23 protein-coding genes are annotated in these 20,083 nt (G+C 56.6%); 11 read left to right on the top strand and 12 right to left on the bottom strand.

What is annotated here, in order from left to right; all coding sequences use genetic code 11:
• Entirely contained in the window at window positions 1-900 is a 900-nt protein-coding gene (locus OYT1_RS03155) for a DUF3025 domain-containing protein (protein ID WP_232013220.1), read from the top strand.
• Here the strand turns inward: OYT1_RS03155 and hpnE are convergent.
• The 9 genes from hpnE to OYT1_RS03200 form a co-directional block, all read right to left on the bottom strand.
• On the bottom strand, window positions 825-2,162 hold the full coding sequence (gene hpnE / locus OYT1_RS03160) for a hydroxysqualene dehydroxylase HpnE (protein ID WP_062625861.1): 1,338 nt from the start codon (window positions 2,160-2,162) through the stop codon (window positions 825-827). The genes OYT1_RS03155 and hpnE overlap by 76 nt on opposite strands.
• Window positions 2,147-2,980, bottom strand: coding sequence for a presqualene diphosphate synthase HpnD (gene hpnD, locus OYT1_RS03165; RefSeq protein ID WP_062625375.1), 834 nt, complete (start codon window positions 2,978-2,980; stop codon window positions 2,147-2,149). The genes hpnE and hpnD overlap by 16 nt, the downstream gene beginning before the upstream one ends.
• Window position 2,981: 1 nt before the next feature.
• Window positions 2,982-3,797, bottom strand: coding sequence for a squalene synthase HpnC (gene hpnC / locus OYT1_RS03170; RefSeq protein WP_062625374.1), 816 nt, complete (start codon window positions 3,795-3,797; stop codon window positions 2,982-2,984).
• Between the two features lie 2 nt (window positions 3,798-3,799).
• A complete protein-coding gene (locus OYT1_RS03175) occupies window positions 3,800-4,186 on the bottom strand; it encodes a hypothetical protein (protein WP_062625373.1) in 387 nt (128 codons plus the stop codon).
• Window positions 4,187-4,198: 12 nt separating this feature from the next.
• Complete coding sequence (prmB, locus tag OYT1_RS03180; RefSeq protein WP_062625860.1) at window positions 4,199-5,104, bottom strand: 50S ribosomal protein L3 N(5)-glutamine methyltransferase; 906 nt, start codon at window positions 5,102-5,104, stop codon at window positions 4,199-4,201.
• 5 nt (window positions 5,105-5,109) lie between these two features.
• On the bottom strand, window positions 5,110-6,249 hold the full coding sequence (gene dapE / locus OYT1_RS03185; protein WP_062625372.1) for a succinyl-diaminopimelate desuccinylase: 1,140 nt from the start codon (window positions 6,247-6,249) through the stop codon (window positions 5,110-5,112).
• Complete coding sequence (locus tag OYT1_RS03190; RefSeq protein ID WP_062625371.1) at window positions 6,246-6,593, bottom strand: ArsC family reductase; 348 nt, start codon at window positions 6,591-6,593, stop codon at window positions 6,246-6,248. The genes dapE and OYT1_RS03190 overlap by 4 nt, the downstream gene beginning before the upstream one ends.
• Before the next feature lie 120 nt (window positions 6,594-6,713).
• The gene (gene dapD / locus OYT1_RS03195) at window positions 6,714-7,538 is read right to left on the bottom strand and encodes a 2,3,4,5-tetrahydropyridine-2,6-dicarboxylate N-succinyltransferase (protein WP_062625370.1); all 825 of its coding nucleotides are present in this window, start codon (window positions 7,536-7,538) and stop codon (window positions 6,714-6,716) included.
• Between the two features lie 141 nt (window positions 7,539-7,679).
• The gene (locus tag OYT1_RS03200; RefSeq protein ID WP_062625369.1) at window positions 7,680-8,831 is read right to left on the bottom strand and encodes a Do family serine endopeptidase; all 1,152 of its coding nucleotides are present in this window, start codon (window positions 8,829-8,831) and stop codon (window positions 7,680-7,682) included.
• Between the two features lie 37 nt (window positions 8,832-8,868).
• On the opposite strand from OYT1_RS03200, the gene OYT1_RS03205 reads away from it, so the two are divergent.
• Window positions 8,869-9,615, top strand: a complete 747-nt coding sequence (locus OYT1_RS03205; protein ID WP_062625368.1) for a Nif3-like dinuclear metal center hexameric protein — start codon at window positions 8,869-8,871, stop codon at window positions 9,613-9,615.
• Here the strand turns inward: OYT1_RS03205 and OYT1_RS03210 are convergent.
• The 3 genes from OYT1_RS03210 to OYT1_RS03220 are packed head-to-tail and all read right to left on the bottom strand — an operon-like array spanning window position 9,612 to window position 11,576.
• Window positions 9,612-10,250: a glycosyltransferase family protein gene (locus OYT1_RS03210; RefSeq protein ID WP_062625367.1), complete on the bottom strand. Its 639-nt coding sequence runs from the start codon at window positions 10,248-10,250 to the stop codon at window positions 9,612-9,614. The two genes, OYT1_RS03205 and OYT1_RS03210, sit on opposite strands and share 4 nt — an antisense overlap.
• Window positions 10,251-10,254: 4 nt before the next feature.
• A complete protein-coding gene (locus OYT1_RS03215) occupies window positions 10,255-10,992 on the bottom strand; it encodes an MgtC/SapB family protein (protein ID WP_062625366.1) in 738 nt (245 codons plus the stop codon).
• Entirely contained in the window at window positions 10,989-11,576 is a 588-nt protein-coding gene (locus OYT1_RS03220; RefSeq protein ID WP_062625365.1) for a GbsR/MarR family transcriptional regulator, read from the bottom strand. Before OYT1_RS03220 ends, OYT1_RS03215 begins: the two co-directional genes overlap by 4 nt.
• A gap of 271 nt (window positions 11,577-11,847) precedes the next feature.
• Here OYT1_RS03220 and OYT1_RS03225 point away from each other — a divergent pair, with 271 nt between their 5' ends.
• Genes OYT1_RS03225 through OYT1_RS03265 form a run of 9 tightly spaced genes read left to right on the top strand, consistent with a single transcriptional unit; the run spans window position 11,848 to window position 20,023 of the window.
• Window positions 11,848-12,438 (top strand): cytochrome c3 family protein, encoded by a 591-nt coding sequence (locus OYT1_RS03225; protein ID WP_062625364.1) that lies wholly within the window; start codon window positions 11,848-11,850, stop codon window positions 12,436-12,438.
• Between the two features lie 39 nt (window positions 12,439-12,477).
• Window positions 12,478-14,676, top strand: coding sequence for a molybdopterin-dependent oxidoreductase (locus OYT1_RS03230; protein WP_062625363.1), 2,199 nt, complete (start codon window positions 12,478-12,480; stop codon window positions 14,674-14,676).
• Between the two features lie 2 nt (window positions 14,677-14,678).
• Window positions 14,679-15,560: a 4Fe-4S dicluster domain-containing protein gene (locus tag OYT1_RS03235; RefSeq protein ID WP_062625362.1), complete on the top strand. Its 882-nt coding sequence runs from the start codon at window positions 14,679-14,681 to the stop codon at window positions 15,558-15,560.
• A 17-nt stretch (window positions 15,561-15,577) separates the two neighbouring features.
• Entirely contained in the window at window positions 15,578-16,936 is a 1,359-nt protein-coding gene (gene nrfD / locus OYT1_RS03240; RefSeq protein WP_062625361.1) for an NrfD/PsrC family molybdoenzyme membrane anchor subunit, read from the top strand.
• Complete coding sequence (locus OYT1_RS03245; protein WP_062625360.1) at window positions 16,937-17,464, top strand: DUF3341 domain-containing protein; 528 nt, start codon at window positions 16,937-16,939, stop codon at window positions 17,462-17,464.
• On the top strand, window positions 17,461-17,988 hold the full coding sequence (locus OYT1_RS03250) for a c-type cytochrome (RefSeq protein WP_062625359.1): 528 nt from the start codon (window positions 17,461-17,463) through the stop codon (window positions 17,986-17,988). The genes OYT1_RS03245 and OYT1_RS03250 overlap by 4 nt, the downstream gene beginning before the upstream one ends.
• A gap of 15 nt (window positions 17,989-18,003) precedes the next feature.
• A complete protein-coding gene (locus OYT1_RS03255; protein WP_232013221.1) occupies window positions 18,004-19,011 on the top strand; it encodes a hypothetical protein in 1,008 nt (335 codons plus the stop codon).
• A 7-nt stretch (window positions 19,012-19,018) separates the two neighbouring features.
• Window positions 19,019-19,618, top strand: a complete 600-nt coding sequence (locus OYT1_RS03260) for a glutathione S-transferase N-terminal domain-containing protein (protein ID WP_062625357.1) — start codon at window positions 19,019-19,021, stop codon at window positions 19,616-19,618.
• Entirely contained in the window at window positions 19,619-20,023 is a 405-nt protein-coding gene (locus tag OYT1_RS03265; protein WP_062625356.1) for a ClpXP protease specificity-enhancing factor, read from the top strand.
• Window positions 20,024-20,083 lie beyond the last annotated feature (60 nt).

Genomic DNA, 20,083 nt, shown 5'->3' on the forward strand with positions numbered 1-20,083 from the left:
ATGGCCAAAATGGGCCGCTCTAGCTCCGATCACACGTGGGAGCCACAGTCCTTGTTGGCATCGCCCTTGTTCGCGGCTTTGGCTGCTGTCATTCGTCAGATGCCCGCGAGCCGATTCCCGACGCTGGACGATCTCAACGCGCTGTTAGCGGTACGGCAACCTGCCATCACTGTCAGTCATGGCCATCGGATTGAGTTTGTGCCGCAGGCACGTGGCAGACTGGCCTTCGAGGCGCAGTACGAGCCGCGTTGCCATCTTTCCGGCGAGGTACAGACCCGCGCCGACAACTGGCACGATCTGCTCAACGCGCTGGTGTGGCTGACCTTCCCAAAATCCAAAGCGGCGATCAATGACCGCCATTACCGTGCGCTGACCGAGGGAGCGCAGCAAAACGACCTCAGCAGCCAGCGCGGGTCGATACGCGACACCAATACCTTGTTGGACGAGTCCGGTGTGATCGTCGTCTATGCCGATGATGACGTGGCCAGATTGTTGCGTGATTTTCGCTGGAAAGAGCTGTTTTGGCAGCGACGTGAGCAAGTGCGCAGTCGTATGGGGTTCTTCCTATTCGGCCACGGTCTGTACGAAAAGGCGCTGCAACCCTATGTGGGTATGACTGGCCAAGGCTGGTTATTGCGCGTCGAGCCCGATTTCTTTGCTTGGCCGCTGGAGCAACAGTTGGCGTACGTGGACGAGTCGTTGGCCGCGTATCTGTCCGTACCCGCGCATTGCCGGAGTACACGCGAGCTCTCGCCGGTGCCGCTGTTGGGTGTGCCGGGCTGGGCGGCAGAAAACGAGTGTGCTGCGTATTACGACAACACCCACTACTTCCGCTCCGGCAGGCAGAGTTCAGCGCAGTGCAAACCGCTGCGCACCGCACCTTCCAGCGTCGCTGGATAATCGCCTGCCGTGTAGTCGCCTGCCAAATACAGACCGGTCAAGGCGGTTCGTTGGCTGGGGCGTTTGAGGTTGGGTGCGCAGCAGAAGGTGGCGCGCTTCTCCGCGATGACTTTGTACCAGAGCGGCGCTTGCACGATGCCGAACTCTACACGCAGTTCTGCGATGACTTTGTGCACCAACTCGTCTTGCCCCAGTTGCTGATGCAGGCCTTCCGCGCTGATGACGCTGGCGATCAGCCCATGCTGCCCAGAGATTCGTCCCTTGTCGAACAGCCACTGGCTGACGCGCTGGTGCAGCCCGAGCATGGCATGGGGCAGGATGACATCCGCCGGATATTGTAGATACACTGTGTAGATCGGCTGATGCTCCAGTGCCTCGATCTGCACAACGGTTTCCGCCAGTTCGGGGATAGTGCTTAGCAAACGTGCGGTGACCACCGGAGACGTGGCGCAGATGACGTGGCTGTAGCGTTGCACGCCCAGCGCTGTTTCCAGCTCGAAACCGCCCTCAATCGGCGTGATATGTTCCACGCCGCAGGACAGATGCACCATGCCGCCACGCTGTTCGACAAAGCGCGCCGCGCGTTGCGGGAACAGCGCGGTGAAATCCAGCCGAGGCAGCAGCATGTCGGAATCAGCGCGCGCCTGATTGAGCGAGTCGCGCAGCACGTTGAGCAGCACCTGCGCCGACGCTTGGGCGATGGGCGTGTTCAGCGCCGCGAGGGTGAGCGGTTCCCACAGCTTGAGTGTCAGGTTTGCATCTTGGCCGTAGGCGCGCAGCAATTCGAGCACTGTGCAATCCTTACCCTCTCCCCCAGTTCCTCCCTCGAAAGCGTGGGAGGGGAGAGTGAAGGCGTTGCTGCGCATCGCCAGCATGAAACGAGCGGCCATCAGTCGTTCATTCCAAGTCAGCCCATCCGCCCGCATCAGCGCGACCAGCAGATGCAACGGGGCGGGCAGTTTCGGAGCGCGAAGCGTGAAATGACCATGCAGGTCGAGTTGCAACGGCAGTCGCAGGAAGTCCTGCGCGATGTTGCCGCCAACCAGCTCGATTAGGCGCAGTGTGTCGTGGTAGCAACCCAGTAGCAGGTGTTGGCCATTGTCCAGTTGAGTGTCGTTGTAACTGACGCCGCGCGCGCGTCCGCCCAGCTGTTTGGCGCTTTCGAATACCGTAACGGGAATGCCGCGTCGCGCCAACTCTACCGCCGCAGCCATACCCGCATAGCCGCCGCCGATGATGGCCGGGTTTAGTTCTTCAGCCACGCCTTGAACGCCAGCCACAGTTTGTATCGCGGCGTGAGCGACACGCGCTCTTTCAGCACGTGGCAGCCGCTGGCGACGATCTCGTCGAGGACAGCGCGATAGATGGCGGCCATGATCAGACCGACGCGCTGCGCCTTGCGGTCAGCTTTGGGAAGTTGGTCGAACGCCTGCTGGTAATAGCGCTTGGCCCGTTCGATCTGGAACTCCATCAGCTTATGGAATTCCGGCGTCTCCTTGGCGTCGAGGATGTCGTTGGTATGCACACCGAACTGCGCCAGCTCGTCCAGCGGCAGGTAGATGCGACCGCGCCGTGCATCTTCGCCCACGTCGCGGATGATGTTGGTGAGCTGGAAAGCGATGCCCAGATCATGGGCATATTTCAGTGTCTTGCGATCGGTGTAGCCGAAGATCTCCGCCGCCAGCAGGCCGACCACCGAGGCGACGCGGTAGCAATACAGTTGCAGCGACTTGAAATCGTCGTAGCTGTGGCGGTTGAGATCCATCTCCATACCGTCGATGATCTCCAGCAGATGTTCCTGCGGTAGCTTGTACTGCCGCACCACTGGAACCAGCGCCTGACACACAGGATGCTGCGGCTTACCTGTGTAGATTTCCTCTACCTGACCGCGCCACCAAGCCAGCGTGATGCGCGCCACGTTCTCGTCCGAGCACTCGTCCACCACATCGTCCACTTCACGGCAGAACGCATACAGCGCCGTCATCGCGCGGCGGCGTTCGGGCGACAGGAAGCGGAAGCTGGCGTAGAAGCTGGAGCCGCTGCTGGCGGTTTTGTCTTGGCAATATTGGTCGGGAGTCATGTCAGAAAGAGAACGGCGCACTTTTGGCTAGCATGATAACCCAGTCCAGCGGCTTCAACACTGGGCGGCTGCGGAACACGTCGTAGTCCACCGCGTCCAGCTTGTCCAGGATGCGCAGCCCACCGGCGATGATGAGCCGCATCTCCAGCCCGATGCGGCCACGCAGAATGCTGCCCAGCGGCGCGCCATTTTGCATCAGCTCACGGGCGCGCTGCACCTGAAAGCGCATCAGCTTGCGCCAAGCCTCGGAGTTTGGGGCATGGGCGATGTCAGATTCCATCATGCCGAAACGCGCCAGCTCATCCAGCGGAAGGTAGATGCGACCGATGGCGATGTCCTTGGCCACGTCCTGCCAGAAATTGATGAGCTGCAAACTGGTGCAGATGGCATCGGAATAGGCGAGGTTGGTCGGCGTGGCTTCCTCGTACAGATGCAGCAGTAAACGCCCCACCGGATTGGCCGAGCGGCGGCAGTAATCCAGCAGCTCGGCGTAATCGGCGTAGCGCTTCTGCACCACGTCCTGCGAAAAAGCATCGAGGAGATCGTGGAATAGTTGCAGCGGCAGGCCGTACTCGCTGACGATGCCCGCCAGATCGCGGAACAGCGGCGTGAGTGGCGTTTCGCCGGAACCGATACGATTCAGCTCGGCGCGGAAGTCATCCAGCTTGGCCAGTCGCTCTGCGTCTGGAACATCGCCCTCATCGGCAAAATCATCCGCTTGGCGCGCAAAGTTATAGATGATCTCCACCGGCCTGCGCAGCCGCTTGGGCAGCAGGATGGAAGCGACGGGGAAGTTTTCGTAGTGATCGACAGGCATGGTTAATTAGTGATTGTTAGTTTGAACTGATCCCATTCAAACCATCCCCGCTTTACTGTGATGACAGAATCTTTGAAATAAGGCACTGAAAAAGTTTCAGAATTCTCAAACCCTAGGTCTGAGGCAATCAGCAATTTCTCGTTCTCAATTTTCCAGTAGAGGAGAGGGGCTGCTATTTCACTTCCTTTCTTTCCGATTGAGGCTGCGATGTAACCGTTTTCGAGAAATTGATAAGCCTCTATTCTTGAGGGGTCAATTAGTTCTAGTGATTTTCCGGGGAGTTGTAATGATGCCCAATAGATCCTAGAGCCTTTATTGTTCGGTGTGCATCCCAATAAGCCTATGGATAGTGCCAATCCAAAGGCTATGCGAAGTGTTAGTCGCTCCATGTCTATCTGGATTCAATATTTTTCCAACAGTTCTTCGCGCCGCAGAAGGAACACGAATTCGTCCCCCGCCGCGACTTGCAGCCAGGTGAAGGGCAAGTCGGGATAGGCGGCTTCCAGCGCCTCGCGGTTGTGGCCGATCTCGACGATGAGCAGGCCGCCGGGATGCAGGTGGTCGGCGGCGCGGGCGAGTATTTCGCGGGTGGCATCGAGTCCGTCTGCGCCGCTGCCCAGCGCCAGTTCTGGCTCGTGCAGGTATTCTTGCGGCAGCGCATCCACCGATTCGGCGTCCACGTAAGGCGGGTTGCTGAGAATGATGTCGTAGCGTTCGCCCTCAAGCGCTTCGAACAAGTTGGATTGCACCAGTCGCACGCGGTCTTGCAGGCCGTAGTCGGCTACGTTGCGTTCGGCGACATCGAGCGCGTCTGCTGATAAATCCACCGCATCCACTTCGGCATTCGGGAACGCATGCGCAGCGAGGATGGCGAGGCAGCCGCTGCCGGTGCACATATCCAGCACGCTGATGATCTGTTCGCTATCGTCCACCCATGGTGCGAGGCCGTCGCGCAGCAGTTCGGCGATGAAGGAGCGCGGCACGATGACGCGCTCGTCCACGTAGAAGTGGAATTCTCCCAGCCAAGCTTCATTGGTCAGATAGGCGGCGGGGACGCGCTGCTCGACGCGGCGGCGCAACAGATCGAGCAGAGCTTGGCGCTCGCGCGCTGTGAGTTGTGCGTCCAAAAACGGCTCCAGCGTATCCAGCGGCAGGTGCAGCGTGTGCAGAGCAAGATAGACTGCTTCGTCGTAGGCGTTGTCGCTGCCGTGGCCGAACGACAGCTCGGCCTCGTTGAAGGCGCTCACGGAAAAGCGCAGCCAGTCGCGCAGGGTACGCAGCTCGTGGGTGTCGTCGAAGGCGTGCAGGGCGCTCACGATTTCTTTACCAGCAGGGCTTCCAACGTCAGCCGGTAGATGTCGGAAAGCGCATCCAGATCGGCCACGGCCACGCATTCGTTCACCTTATGGATGGTGGCGTTGAGCGGGCCGAGTTCGATGATCTGGCCGCAGATGTCAGCGATGAAGCGGCCATCCGAGGTGCCGCCGCTGGTGGAAAGCTCGGTGTCGAGGCCGGTGACCTGCTTGATCGCCGCCGCCACCGCGTCCACTAGATCGCCGCGTGGCGTGAGGTAGGGCTTGCCGGAGGAGTTCTCCCACTCCAGATCGTATTCCAGCCCGTGCTTGTCGAGGATGGCGGTGAAGCGCGACTTCAGGCTGTCCACTGTGCTCGCCGTCGAGTGGCGGAAATTGAACAGCATCTCCACCGTGCCGGGCACGACGTTGGTCGCGCCGGTGCCGCCGTGGATGTTGGAGATCTGCCATGAGGTCGGCGGGAAGTACTCGTTGCCCTCGTCCCACACCGTGGCGGCCAGTTCGGCGATGGCGGGGGAAGCGAGATGGATGGGATTCTTCACCAGATGCGGGTAGGCGATGTGGCCTTGCACGCCCTTGACGGTGAGCTTGCCGGAGAGCGAGCCGCGACGGCCATTCTTTATGGTGTCGCCGGTCTTGCTGACCGAGGTCGGCTCACCTACGATGCAGTAATCCAGCTTTTCGTCGCGTTCGGCTAGCGCCTCGACCACACGCACTGTGCCATCCGTGGCGATGCCTTCCTCGTCTGAAGTCAGCAACAGCGCGATGGAGCCAGCGTGTTCAGGATGGTCGGCGACGAAGCCTTCGATGGCCGTGACAAACGCCGCTAGCGAACCTTTCATGTCCGACGCGCCGCGTCCGTACAACATGCCGTCGCGCACCGTGGGCGTGAACGGATCGCTGTCCCAGCGGTTCACCGGCCCGGTCGGCACCACATCGGTGTGTCCAGCGAAACAAATCACCGGCGAGGTATGGCCGCGCCGCGCGTAGAGATTGTCCACCTCGCTGTGGCGCATCTTTTCAAGGTCGAAACCCAGCGGCGCGAGACGCGCACCGATGATGTCCAGACAGCCGTCATCCCAAGGGGTGAGCGACTTGCGGGCGATGAGTTGTTGGGTGAGTTCTAGGGTTTTGCTCATGGCTTGATCGATTCGTATTCTTCAGGTTTGAAGCCAGTCGCCAGCACCTGCCCGTCTTGTTCTAGCACTGGGCGCTTGATGACGTTGGGCTGTTGCAGCATCAGGGCAAGAGCGGAGGCATCATCCTGAATGCTGTCTTTCACTTCCTGCGGCAATTTGCCCCAAGTTGGGCCGGTCTTTTTTAGCAACTTCTGCCAGCCGACTTGTTTCAGCCAGCCGGACAGCATGGCCTCGGTCACGCCGTGCTTTTTGAAGTCGTGGAATTCGTAGGCGATACCACGCGCTGCCAGCTCGGTGCGCGCCTTCTTCACGGTGTCACAGTTGGGAATGCCGTAGAGTTTCATCGTTTCCTCTAAGTGTTCGTCATTCCGGCGAAGGCCGGAATCTAGTGGCGAGCAAGGCTCGCCAGTTTGTTGATGGCTGGATTCCGGGTCAAGCACGGAATGACGAAGAGGGGAGGTGTGTCAAATCCCGCGCAGCAGTTCGTTGATGCCGACTTTGCCCAGTGTCTTCGCATCCACCTTCTTCACGATCACGGCGCAGTACAGGCTGTAGCTGCCGTCCTTGGAGGGCAGGTTGCCGGACACCACGACCGAGCCAGCAGGCACGCGGCCATAGAAGACTTCGCCGGTCTCGCGGTCGTAGATCTTGGTGGATTGGCCGATGTACACGCCCATGGAGATCACTGAGCCTTCTTCCACGATCACGCCTTCGACCACTTCGGAGCGCGCGCCGATGAAGCAGTTGTCTTCGATGATGGTGGGGTTGGCCTGCACGGGTTCCAGCACGCCGCCGATGCCGACGCCGCCGGACAGGTGCACGTTCTTGCCGATCTGGGCGCAGGAGCCGACGGTGGCCCAAGTATCCACCATCGCGCCTTCATCCACGTAGCCGCCGATGTTGACGTAAGACGGCATCAGCACCACGTTCTTAGCGATGTAGGAACCACGGCGCGCAGCGGCCGGAGGCACGACGCGGAAGCCGCCTTCACGGAAGTCGCGGCTGTTGTAGTCGGCGAACTTGGAAGGCACCTTGTCGAAATAGTTGGTGAAACCGCCCTTGATGAAGGCGTTGTCTTCGATGCGGAACGACAGCAGCACGGCCTTCTTGATCCACTGGTGGGTGATCCAGTTGCCGACGCTGACGCGCTCGGCGACACGCAGCTTGCCGGAATCCAGCCCGGCGATGACGGTGTTGATGGCTTCCTTGAGCTTGGAATCGACAGTGCGCGGGGTGATCTCGGCGCGGCGTTCAAAGGCTTCTTCGATGATGTTCTGTAAGTCTTGCATGGTGGATTCCTGATGGTTGAATTAATCGGGTTGCGACAAGCTATTCGGTTCAGCGATGGCCTGCATTATAGCCTCACGCCGCTGAGCACATAAAATCAAGCCGCGCTGAACTTGCCTGACGTGCAGCGCGGTGTATCTCTATCAGTTTTTAGTTTGAGGTTTAGGGCGTTTCCCAACCTTGACTTGTGCGACCAGTTCGTTCTGGTTGCGCAGTAGGTGCAGGACGGCCAGCTTGCTTGGAGGCAAGGCGGCGATGGCTTCCAACATGGAGGTGGAATCGGTCAGCTCCTTGTCACCCACGGCAAACAGGATGTCGCCAGCGCGCACGCCCGCTTGATCGGCGGGGCCACCACGGACCACTTCGGAGATCAATACGCCGCTACGGTTGCCTAACTTGAACGAATCGGCCAGTTCAGGAGTGATTTCCTGAATGGCAACGCCGATCCAGCCGCGCGTGACCGTTCCAGTTTGAATGATCTGTTCCATCACTTTTTTGGCGGTGCTCACGGGGATGGCGAAGCCGATGCCGAGCGAACCGCCGTTGGGCGAATAGATCGCGCTGTTGATGCCGATCAAGTTGCCATTCACGTCCACCAATGCGCCGCCGGAATTGCCGGGGTTGATGGCGGCATCGGTCTGGATGAAATTCTCGAAGGTGTTCAGGCCGAGATGGTTACGTTTGAGTGCGCTGACGATGCCCATGGTAACGGTCTGGCCGACGCCGAAAGGATTGCCGATGGCGAGCACCACATCGCCGACCTGAGCTTTGTCGGAGTGGCCGAAGGTGATGGCGGGCAGGCCGCCAGGCAGGTCGATCTTGATGACCGCCAGATCAGTCTCGGGGTCGGAGCCAATGATGCGAGCGCGAGCGTTGCGTCCGTCAGCCAATGCGACTTCGATCTGGTCAGCGGATTCAACGACGTGGTGATTGGTCAGGATGTAGCCATCTTCGCTGACGATGACACCCGAGCCCAAGCTGTTGCTGCGTTCGGTAGCGTCGTCATATTGATCGCCAAAGAAGAAGCGGAAGCGCGGGTCATCTAGCAAGGGGTTGGCCTTGACTTCGGTGCTGGTGTAGATGTTGACCACGGAAGGCATGACTTTTTTCGCCGAGGCGCTGAAGCCGGTGCCGGGCAGACTGCTACCGCTTTCCGAAGCATCTTCGCGTAGCGTGACTACGCCGCCGCTGCTGGCTGCTTTCGGCAGGAGTTCCGGTCGCAGCGTGTGGATGATAAACAGCATGGCGAGGCCGATGGTGGTGGCTTGGGCGAACAGGAGCCAGAATTTGCGCATGGTATGATGACGTAACCCGAGATTCAGGAGTTTTATTATGTTGTTGAACGAGTTGCGCGATTATATCGGAAGCTTGCTGGAAGTCAGCCGTTTTCGCGATTACAGCCCAAATGGTGTGCAGGTCGAAGGTAAGGCGGAGGTTTTTCGTATCGCTACCGGTGTAACGGCTTCGCAACGCCTACTCGATGCGGCGCTGGCATGGGGGGCGGATGCGATCCTCGTACATCACGGCTACTTCTGGCGTGGGGAGGACGCTACGCTTACTGGCATCAAGAAGCAGCGCATCGCCAAGTTGTTACAAGCCGATGTCAGTCTGCTGGCCTATCATTTGCCGCTGGATGCGCATCCTGTGTTAGGCAATAACGCGCAACTGGCGCAGCGGCTTGGTTTTGTTGAGCATGCGAGATTCGGCGAGCAGGAGTTGGCTTGTAGTGGGGAGTTAGTGCAGGTTCAATCTTTGGATGCCTTGGCGCAACAGGTCGCCGATACGTTGCAGCGTGTGCCACTGGTGATCGGTGATGGCAGCCGATCCATCCGTCGAATCGCGTGGTGCAGCGGCGGGGCACAAGATTATTTCGAACAAGCGGCGGCGTTGGGGGCGGATGCTTATCTGACGGGTGAGATATCTGAGCGCCACGCGCATCTGGCGGAAGAATTGGGCGTGGCATTCATCGCGGCTGGGCATCATGCGACCGAGCGTTACGGCGTACAAGCGCTAGGCGTCCATCTGGCCGAGCGCTTTGGCTTGGAGCATCACTTCTTCGATATGGACGTGCCGGTCTAGGATTTCTTCAAACTGGTGCGTAGTTGATCCAGCGAAAAAGTGGCGAGCGGCGGCTGTTCGTTCAATGCCGAGTTGGCTGTTTGCAGCGCGGCACCGTGCTCGATCAGCAAGCCTTGCCATAACTCCATGACTTGTTCCAGCAAAGTGTCCTTGTGTTCGGACAGTTGCATCAGGAAGTTTTTGCGGCGCGGGTAAAGTCCTGTCCATTGCCAAGCAAGAAAACTTTCGTTGTTCTTAAAGCCTCGGGCGAGCATGGCATCTCGCAAATCGGCGACGGCCGGCAAGCGGAGTTGCTCGGGCGTGGGCGTGGTGCTCCACATCAATCCACAGTAGATGCGGAAGGCATCGCCCATCAGTTGCTGCTCCATGAAAGGACGCAGGTAGATTCGCGCGCCACCTAGAGGTTGCAGATACACGCCGACCAGACAGTTCTCGGTGTTGCGATCCTCGGTCAGCTCGCTTTCCCAAGTCAAGGCATGGCTATTGATCAGCTCATCAACTCCGGCGCGAGTGGCAAGCCAGAAGTTGTTGTTGAGGCGCATGCGGATGTTATCGACTTGATCGGCGACAGCTAGGGCTAGCGGTAGATTTTCGGGTTGGGCAAAAAAATCGAGTACAGCTTGTTCTTCGTTCATGGTTCTAGTTGCGGGCGTGGGAGAGTTGAAACTCCTCAATACCCTCTTTCTGAGTGAGTCGTTGAGCGAGCAGGTTGAGATCGGCCATTTTGCTGTGCGAGGTGGCGATGGCAACGAATCGCCATTCTATTTTTCCATCTTGATGGGCGACGCTGAGGGAGCCTTCGGCAATCTGGTAGCCGTAATCGAATAGCAATTGGTGTAGGTTGTCGCGATGCGGTTTGTGTTCGGCTTTGAAGTGCAACACGATGGCGATGGCTTTGCGTGAAGGTAGCCACTCTTCCAGTCGTGACCCCCACATCATGCTGAATGTGGAGAGTAAGGCAAAGGAGATGGCCGCAAGGTAGAAGCCAAGGCCAACCATGATGCCAATGGCCGATGCCGCCCAGATTGAAGCTGCTGTCGTCAGGCCGCTGATGTTTAAGCCTTCCCTCATGATGACGCCCGCGCCTAAGAAACCGATGCCGGTCACGATGCCTTGAATGGTTCGAGTTGGGTCAGCGCCCAGTGCCAAGGTGTTGCCGCCGCCGTACCAGAAATGGGGGTGGCCAACAGCAACAGTGAGTGCGGCAGAGGCCATGCAGACCAAGCCATAGGTGCGCATCCCAGCGGCGCGACCATGATAGGACCGTTCGTAACCAACTAACAAGCCAAGTGCAAGTGCACCTATCAAGTTAAGAATGATCAGCAGATTGGCATGAAGTGCCGAAAGGGTCCAAAAGCCTTGCAATGACTCGCTCATGGTGCTGTGTCGTTAGCTTGCTCGTCACTGCGGATGAAAGAAAGTAAGCGATTCTTGGCTTGCAACAGCTTCTGCGCTTGAGATCCCAAGCGCATGAGCGAGGTCAGGTCTTCTGCAGAAAGCTTCTGAATGTCGAGGAACCAATCGTTGGACAAGCTGATAAGGTCATACATCGCTTGCAAGCGATTTGATACGTGTTGATTTTGCGGCGTGGTGGCCGGCTCAAGCAGACATTCTCGTAACACGGTCAGTGTGGGCTCAACTTCGCGCCGCCTACGCTCGTCCGCCAGTGTGCGGAAGATTTCCCACACATCATCTGGTGCACGGAAATATTCGCGCCTATCCCCAGCGCGGTACTCGGAGCGGAGTAGTCGCCAGCTCTGTAACTCTTTCAATCCGATGCTGACGTTGGAGCGGGAAAAGGTCAGTAGATGCGCTAGATCATCTGCGTTCAGGGGTTCGGGCGCAATGTAGAGCAGCGCATAAATCTGACCGACAGTACGGCTTATTCCCCAGCGACTACCCATTTCACCGAAGTGGTGGATGAAGCGCCAGGCAGTGCAAGAAATGTTCTCTGGTTCCATTTGCGAACTTTCAGGGATTTTTGAAATTTGTGCAACCTCTTTCTCGGAAAGGTTTTTTCCTTCGAGTCTGAATTTGCCAACGTCGCGCGTGTTGACTTTGAAAAGGGGAGCAGGGATGATGCGTCGGCGAAATAGTCGCTGCCAAAGTAATCAGATCAATAAGAATGGGTGGCGCGCTCCAATTTGTTCCACAGTAGTGCGTTGCGATTGATGCTGGCGGCCATGCTGTCAGTGCTTTGTTGTTGTTTTTTGTTTGGAGGAGCCTCCTAAGATGCGGCATATTTTACGTTTGTCCATTCTGCTTATCGGGCTGTTTGCAAGCTCGGCAAGCTTTTCTGCCGATACATTGCCGCCTGTCAATACGGCAGATGACCTGGGTCCTCAGGTCGATCAGCCTATCGAGTTCCCACATAACCGGCACGCCAAGGATATGGGGATCAATTGTATGTACTGCCATACCTATGCACGTCGCGCCCCAGTTGCCGGGATTCCGCCTTTGCAAAAATGTATGGGATGTCACAACGGTATCGAATCCGTGAAAGATAAGCCCCGTATCAAGGAGCTGTTCAAGCATTGGGAAGAGAAAAAGCCGATCGCCTGGAAAAAAGTGCACGACCTGCCTGACTATGTTCGTTTCAACCACGAACGTCACGTTAAGCGCTTCATCGTGCAGCAGGACAAGCCGGTTCAGGAAGTTTGCGGCTACTGTCATGGTGATGTGAAAGAAGGCACGGTGGCGCGCCGCCAGAAGCCACTTTCCATGGGCTGGTGTGTCTCTTGTCACGAGAAGGCTCATCCGACGGACAAGACTGCGCAAGCGACTGCCCAAGGGCCGAACGATTGCTGGCAATGCCACAAGTAAGTCGTGGGCATTTGGACAGAATAAGCTAGAGAGGGTGTGATGATCGAAAACGAGTTCAATCGACGCGATTTCCTGAAAGTTCTGGGATGGAGTGGTGCGGCAGTTGCGGTGAGTGGCTGCGGCTTCACTTCGGTTCAGGATGGTGCGGAAACGGTGGTTTCTTATGTGGAAGCCAATGAATACATGGTTCCTGGCATTGGGGTGTATTTCAACTCCACATGTGCGCAGTGTGACGCAGGCTGCGGTATCAGCGGCAAGGTGCGCGAAGGTCGCGTATTGAAACTGGAGGGTAATGCAGCTTCCAGCATCAATCGTGGTCGCTTGTGTGGCTTGGGGCAGGCGGGCGTGCAAGCGCACTACAACCCTGATCGCGTGACCGAGCCGCGTACTGGTAAGGGCGAGAAGCTCGACTGGGAAAAGGCGCTGGGGCAGGTTAAGGAAAAGCTGACTGGCGTTTCCGGCGACGAGATCGCCTTCCTGACTGGTAATCTCAGCGGGCATCTGAAGGTGTTGCTGGGTAACTACATGGATGCTCTGGGAAGTAAGAACCACTACGTTTATGACGCAGTGGCTCCGGCCGTAGTGCGTGCTGCCAACAAGAAGGCGTACGGCAGCGAGATGCCGGCGCTGCGTTTGGATAAAGCCAAGGTCATCGTGTCGTTCGGTGCGGACTTCCTCGGTTCTTGGGTGTCTCCGGTGAACTTCTCCCAGCAATATGCGCAGTTCCGCAAGGGCGTGAACAACGGCGGTCGCGGCGTGTTGGTGCAGATCGAACCGAAGATGACGCTGACTGGCGCGAATGCTGACCGATGGATCCCGGCTAATCCGGGTACGGAAGGTGTGCTGGCGCTGGGTCTGATCAATGCGCTCGGCGCAGCCGGCGTGTCGGTTCCATCCGACATCGCTGCGTCCGTGTCTGCATATGGTGTGGATCGTGTGAGTAAGGAAACTGGCGTATCGGCCGAGCAGATCCAGAAGCTGGCGACTGTGCTGAAAGAGCGTAGCCCAAGTCTGGTCATCGCAGGTGGCGGTGCTGAAGGTTATGCGCACGGCTCGCAGAACGCTGCGGCTGTTGCGTTGCTCAACCAAGTGCTGGGCAACGTCGGCAAGACTGTCGAAGCTCCGAGTGTGGTGCCGTTCCCGCAACTGGCTCCGACCGCTGGCGGTACGACAGGTCTGAAGGCGTTCAATGATGGTCTGGCCGCTGGTAAATTCAAGGTCGTGTTCACGCTGGGTGCGAACCCTGTGTATTCCGCGCCTGCATTTATGAAGCTGTCCGATAATTTGAAGAAAGCCTCCTTCAAGGTTGCTCTCACGGATGCGATCGACGAGACCGCTGCGCAAGCCGATCTAGTGTTGCCGCTGGACTCCGCAATGGAAAGTTGGGGTTCTTTGGTGGCCGAATATCAGGCAGATGACGCGCAGATCGGCATTCAGCAGCCCTTGATGGAACGCCTCTATGACAATACCCGCAGCGCAGGGGATATTTTGTTGAGCTTGGTCAAGCAGCAAAAAGCTGATGATTACAAGGCCTTCGAAGACTACTACGCTTATCTGCGCGGTGCCGTGGTGCAAGCCAAGGGTGCGTTGGGCGGCGCGGGCATGGATGACGACGAGTTCTGGAACACGGTGCTGAGTAATGGCATCGTTAAGACTGGCAATGCGTCTTCTTCGTTGCGCGCAAGCGCTGCTGCGGTGGCTCTGCCAGCGGCTGTGGCTGCCGACTCGGCATTCCCTTTGCGTTTGTTGCCGTATGTGCAGCCGTCCTTCCGCGACGGTCGCCATGCCAACCTGCCTTGGCTGCAAGAGTCGCCCGATCCATTGACCACCATCGTGTGGGATAGCTGGGTCGAGATGCATCCGAGAACTGCTGCCAAGTTGGGTGTCGTTGAGGGTGACATCGTCGAAGTCGCATCCAAGAGCGGTTCGATCAAAGCGCAAGCGTACATCTTCCCGGGCATTCATCCCGATGCGGTCTCGGTGCCGTTCGGAAATGGCCACACGACCTTGGGTCGTTACGCCAATGGCGTGGGTGCCAATGTGTTCCAGATGCTTGATCCTGTGTTCGATCAAGAGACTGGCGAACTGGCCATCAACGAGACACACGTCAAGATCAGCAAGGTGGGTCAACGCGTGATCGTGATTAAGGATGAGGGTGCCGCAGGCGGTAGCCAGGCAGGCAAGAAGATTGCTGGTCGCGTTGCATCGAACAAGATTGATCTTTCCAAGGAGGTCTGACCGTGTCTGTATCAAATTTGTTAGCTAACTGGTCTCAGTTCCGCCAGGCTCACCCTACGGAGGGCGACTTCCACAAGGAATACAAGTGGGCGATGGCCATTGACCTGGATGCTTGTACTGGCTGCAATGCGTGTAGCGTTGCGTGTTACGCCGAGAACAACATTCCAGTGGTGGGCAAGGATAGATATGCTCGTGGCCACGCCATGCACTGGATGCGCGTCGAGCGTTACTGGGATGAAGATAATCGTGATATGCCTGATCAAGGCGCACAATTCCTGCCGATGATGTGTCAGCAGTGCGAAGCGGCTCCGTGCGAAACGGTGTGTCCGGCCGGCGCGACTAACCACACTCCAGATGGCTTGAACTCGCAGATTTACAACCGCTGTGTGGGTTCGCGTTACTGCTCTGCGAACTGCCCGTTCAAGGTCCGCTATTTCAACTGGTGGGACTTCCCTAAGGAAGAAAACGTGTTCGCTGATCCACTGCCTCTGCAGTTGAATCCAGATGTGACTGTGCGTACCAAGGGTGTGATGGAGAAGTGCACTTTCTGCGTACAACGTCTGACAGTAGCCAAGCACAATGCGCGAAACGAGGGTCGTCTAGTGCAAGAAGGCGAAGTCCAAACAGCGTGCCAGCAGTCCTGTCCGACTAATGCCATCAGCTTTGGCAACATGGTTGATCCCGAGTCCAGAGTTGGCAAGCAATGGAAGGCGCAACAAGTTGATTTGGCAGCAGACAAGCAAGTCAAGGATGCGGGTGATGAAAGCCATGAGGTAGGTGAACATCACAGTGGCACTCAATTGCGCGGTTATCGTATCTTCGAAGAACTGCGTGCCTATCCATCAGTGATGTACCTAGAACGCGTTCGTGAGAGCGCGGTTTAAGGGAAAAGGAAAATAAGATGGCAAAAGATATTCGTGAAGACATCTCTTGGGCACAGATCAATAGTGACGTGCTCAAGAGCTTGGAGTCGCCGCGTCCGATGTACTGGGTGATCATCGCGATCGCCTTGGCTATGTTCAGCTTGTTTGTCGGCGGCGAGATTTATCAATACCGTAACGGGATGTGGGTGTCGGGTCAGAACAATCCGCACGTTTGGGGGCTGTACATCGCCACCTTCATCTTCTGGATCGGTATGAGCCACTCCGGCACGCTGTTGTCAGCGATTCTGCACTTGATGCACGCAGACTGGCGTAAGCCGATCTACCGTTTCGCGGAAGCGATGACGACTTTCTCGCTGATGACAGCGGGTCTGTTCGTGATGGTGCACTTGGGGCGTTTGTGGCAGTTTTACTATTCCGTTCCCTATCCGAACGAGCGTGGTCTGTGGCCGAACTTCCAGTCCCCGCTGCTGTGGGATGCGATGGCGATCTTTACTTACCTGAGTTCGTCCGTGATCTTCCTGTTCATCGGTATGATCCCCGACTTGGCGATCTGTCGTGATCACCTGCATCCGGGCTGGCGCAAGAAGTTGTACACCGTTCTGGCTTTGGGTTGGGAAGGTACGGATCGTCAATGGCGTAACTTCCGTGTGACCTATCTGACTGTGGCGTGTTATTTGATTCCATTGGCAGTGTCGGTGCACTCCATCGTGGCTTCTGACTTTGCGATGTCACAGCAACCAGGTTGGCACGTGACCTCGTTCCCTCCTTACTTCGTGGCGGGTGCGTTGTATTCCGGTTGTGCCGCGATCATCACGCTGTTCATCATCTTGCGCTATGTGTTCAGGTTCGAGGAATACATGACCCTGCCGATCCTGAAGAAGACCGCGCGTCTGACCTTTGCGATCGCCATGGTGTGGACTTACCTGAATGCGATCGAATTCGCTTCGGTGTGGTATAGCCATGATCAAGCGTCCAAGGATGTGTTGATTCAGAAGGCGACCGGCCCTTACGCGTTTGCATGGTGGGGCATGATCATCTGCGGCTCGGTGGTTCCGCTGGCGCTTGCCTTCAAGAAGGTGCAAACCAACATCCCAATGTTGTTCTCGGTATCGCTGTTGCTGAATATGGGCATGTGGCTGGAACGCTGGATGATTGTTTCTCCAACGTTCTCGCACGGTTACTATCCTTGGACATGGGATCACGATCAGTTCCCCAGTTTCTTGCAGTGGGGCATGGTGTTCGGCAGCTTTGGTTGGTTCACCCTGTTGTTCATGATTTTCTGTAAGGTGTTCCCCTCCATCTCCATGTATGAAGTGAAGGAAATGGTGTATCACCGCAGCTTGGCGTCAAAAATGGGCGGAAAGGGAGGTCACTAAATGACACAACGACATTTACTTGCCGTATTCAATAACTTTGATGAAGCGGAAGCGGTCATCAAAGAGTTGCGCGAGACACCCATCAAGGGCTTTAACTTTGATGATTTGACGATGAAGTCGCCGATTGAGCATCATGATGTTGAGGAAGTCTTGGGAAGCCGCTCTGCCAATGTGCAGTGGTTCACGCTGGTCGGATCGATTCTTGGTGGCTTGCTGGGCTTCTTCCTGATTTCGGGAGCTCAGGCGAATTTCTACCATCAAATCAAGGGTGGCAAGCCTTTGGTGCCGCTACCCCCGAACTTTGTGCTGACCTACGAGATGTTCATTTTGGGCGGCGTGTTCATCTCGGTGTTGGGCTTCTTGGTGTGTGCGGGTCTGCCGGCCAAGCGTTCGCCTTTGTACAGCGCTAAGGTGCAGGTCGATCAAATTGCAATTTTGGTGAAGGGTGATGATTCGGCAATCGCCGCGCTCAAGGCAGTGTTCACCAAGCATCAGGCTTTGGAAATTCAGGAAGAGGCTGGGAAATGAAAAAACTATCCTTGATAACTGCGTTGTTATTTGCGCCGTCGCTGGCACAAGCGTTCCCGTGGGATCATGACATGGCGAACCAGATCAGCATCAAGCCGCAAGAAAGTGTGGATGGCAAGGCTGGGGGCATGAAGTCCTTTCCCAAGCGCTCGGTACCCGCACCGGGAACTTCCACCTATGTGAAAGATACCGATGCGGCCGACAAGAAGCCTAACCCGATTGCAGCAGACGAGAAGTCTGTCGCTCAGGGTAAACACCTGTTTGAAATCTATTGCTCTGCCTGCCATGGTGCGGGGGGTAAGGGTGATGGTTTGGTCGGTGCAAAGCTGGTGCTCACGCCGTACGACTTGACGGCTGATGTGACTAAGGCGCGCAGTGATGGCTTCATCTGGGGCTATATGACGTTTGGCGGTGCGATCATGCCGTCCTACGCGAACGATTTGAGCGCCACTGAGCGTTGGCATGTGGTCAACTATGTCCGCAAGACATTGCAAAGCGGTGCGGCTACAGCCGCTGCCAAGTAAGGGGGAGGCGAGATTATGTCCTATTACAATTGGTCAGTTGTGACCGTAAGTTTTCTGGTGGTGTTGTCCCTGTCCTTGGGGGGTGTCGCACTAACGGCGACGCTGCATCTGGTCGGTGCTCGTTGGCAGTGTGAGGTTCGTGGATTGGCCAAGAGTTTGTTTGCCTTGTTCCCTCTGGCTTTTGTGCTTTTGCTGGTGCTGTTGGCTGGCGGTTCCAATACCTTCCCTTGGTTGGGCCACTTAGGTTCCAATGTCCATATGCCGGGTTGGTACACTCTGCCTTTGCTGGCAGCACGTGAAATCATCGGCATGCTGTTCATGGGCTATCTTTGCTCCTTGTATATCAAGCGTCAGGATGTGGCTGATCGTAGCGATGCGGACAGAGAGCGTTTCCATGACACCGCGACTTGGATCCCATTCTTCTATGTGTTGTACGGAACTATGGTTTCTTGGGACTTTGAAATGACGCTGATGCCCTCCTGGCATAGTGCGATTTACGGTTTGCAGAATATCGTCAGTAATTTCGGTATGTATCTGTCCTTCTTGGTGGTGTGGGTGTTCTTTCTGAATGCCAGCGGTAAGCTGCGCGTCAACATCAAGGATCATATCCCTAACTACATCGCTCAGATGCTGTTTGCCTTCACTTTGCTGTGGGTCTATACCTTCTTCGCACAGTACCTGACCATCTGGTACGGTAACTTGCCCGATGAAACTGACCGTATCTATGCGATGCAAGATGGCAATTACACCTTCCTGTGGTGGTCGATGATTTTCCTGAAGTTTGTCATTCCGTTCGTGACTTTCTGCTTCCCCGGCCCACGTCACAGTTTATCTGCTATCAATTTCGTAGCGGTTTGTATTATCATTGGCACCCTTTTCGAGCGATTCAACTGGGTGGCGGGGATGGATGGTAAGGGCACGATGCCTTTGCTGGCTGTTCTTGTGGTGGGTGGTGTTGTAAGCACTATCGGCTACCATTTGGTTCGTTCGGCCATGCGCAAGAACCAGCTATTGAAGGTATAAACCACTAATGATGACGTTGTATTCAGGGACGACATGCCCATTCAGCCAGCGCTGCCGCATCGTGCTGTTTGAAAAGGGCATGGACTTCCAGATCGTAGATGTAGATGTTTTCAACAAACCAGAAGACATCGCAGTGATCAATCCTTATGGCAAAGTGCCAGCTTTGGTGGAGCGGGATCTGATCCTGTATGAAGCCAATATCATCAATGAGTACATCGATGAGCGCTTCCCACATCCACAGCTGATGCCGGCAGATCCAGTCGCTCGTGCGCGTGCGCGTTTATTCTTGCACCGTTTCGAGCAGGATTTGTTCAGCCACATTCCCGCTATTGAGCACGGTTCGGACAAAGAGGCTGATCAAGCGCGGCTCGCGATTCGGGACGGACTGACTCAGATCGCCCCTATCTTCGCCAAGCAGAAATATATGCTGGGCGATGACTACTCTATGCTTGATGTGGCGATTGCTCCATTGTTGTGGCGTCTGGATCACTATGGAGTCAAGCTGGGCAAGGAAGCTGTGCCGGTGATGAAGTATGCGGAGCGCTTATTCGCTCGCCCTGCCTATTTTGAAGCGATGACTCCCTCTGAAAAGGCGATGCGCAAGTAAGTGGACGAGCTGTCAACCAAGCCCTACTTGATCCGTGCGATTTATGACTGGTGCACGGACAGCGGACTGACTCCCTATTTACATGTTCGTGTGGATGGGAATACGCGAGTCCCGCTGGCCTATATCAAGAATGGCGAGATTGTGTTGAATATCAGCTTGCAGGCGGTCAATAACCTGCATCTTGGCAACGATGACATCACGTGCAGTGGTCGCTTCGGCGGAGCTCCGCACCAGTTGTTCGTGCCCTTGGATGCGGTTATCGGCATCTATGCCAAGGAAAATGGTAACGGTTTGGTGTTTCAAGGTGGTGAGTCCGCAGGTGCTGCATCCAAAGATGCGACGTCTGATGACGAGCCGCCCGAGCCGCCAGCCAGCCCTCGTCCGCACCTGCGGGTGGTTAAATAAGCCGCGTAAGCGGCTTTTTTATTGCAGTCTTGGAGTGATAGACTCCGCTAATTGTCGTTT

The organism is Ferriphaselus amnicola (assembly GCF_000974685.2).
Classification (GTDB): Bacteria; Pseudomonadota; Gammaproteobacteria; order Burkholderiales; family Gallionellaceae; genus Ferriphaselus; species Ferriphaselus amnicola.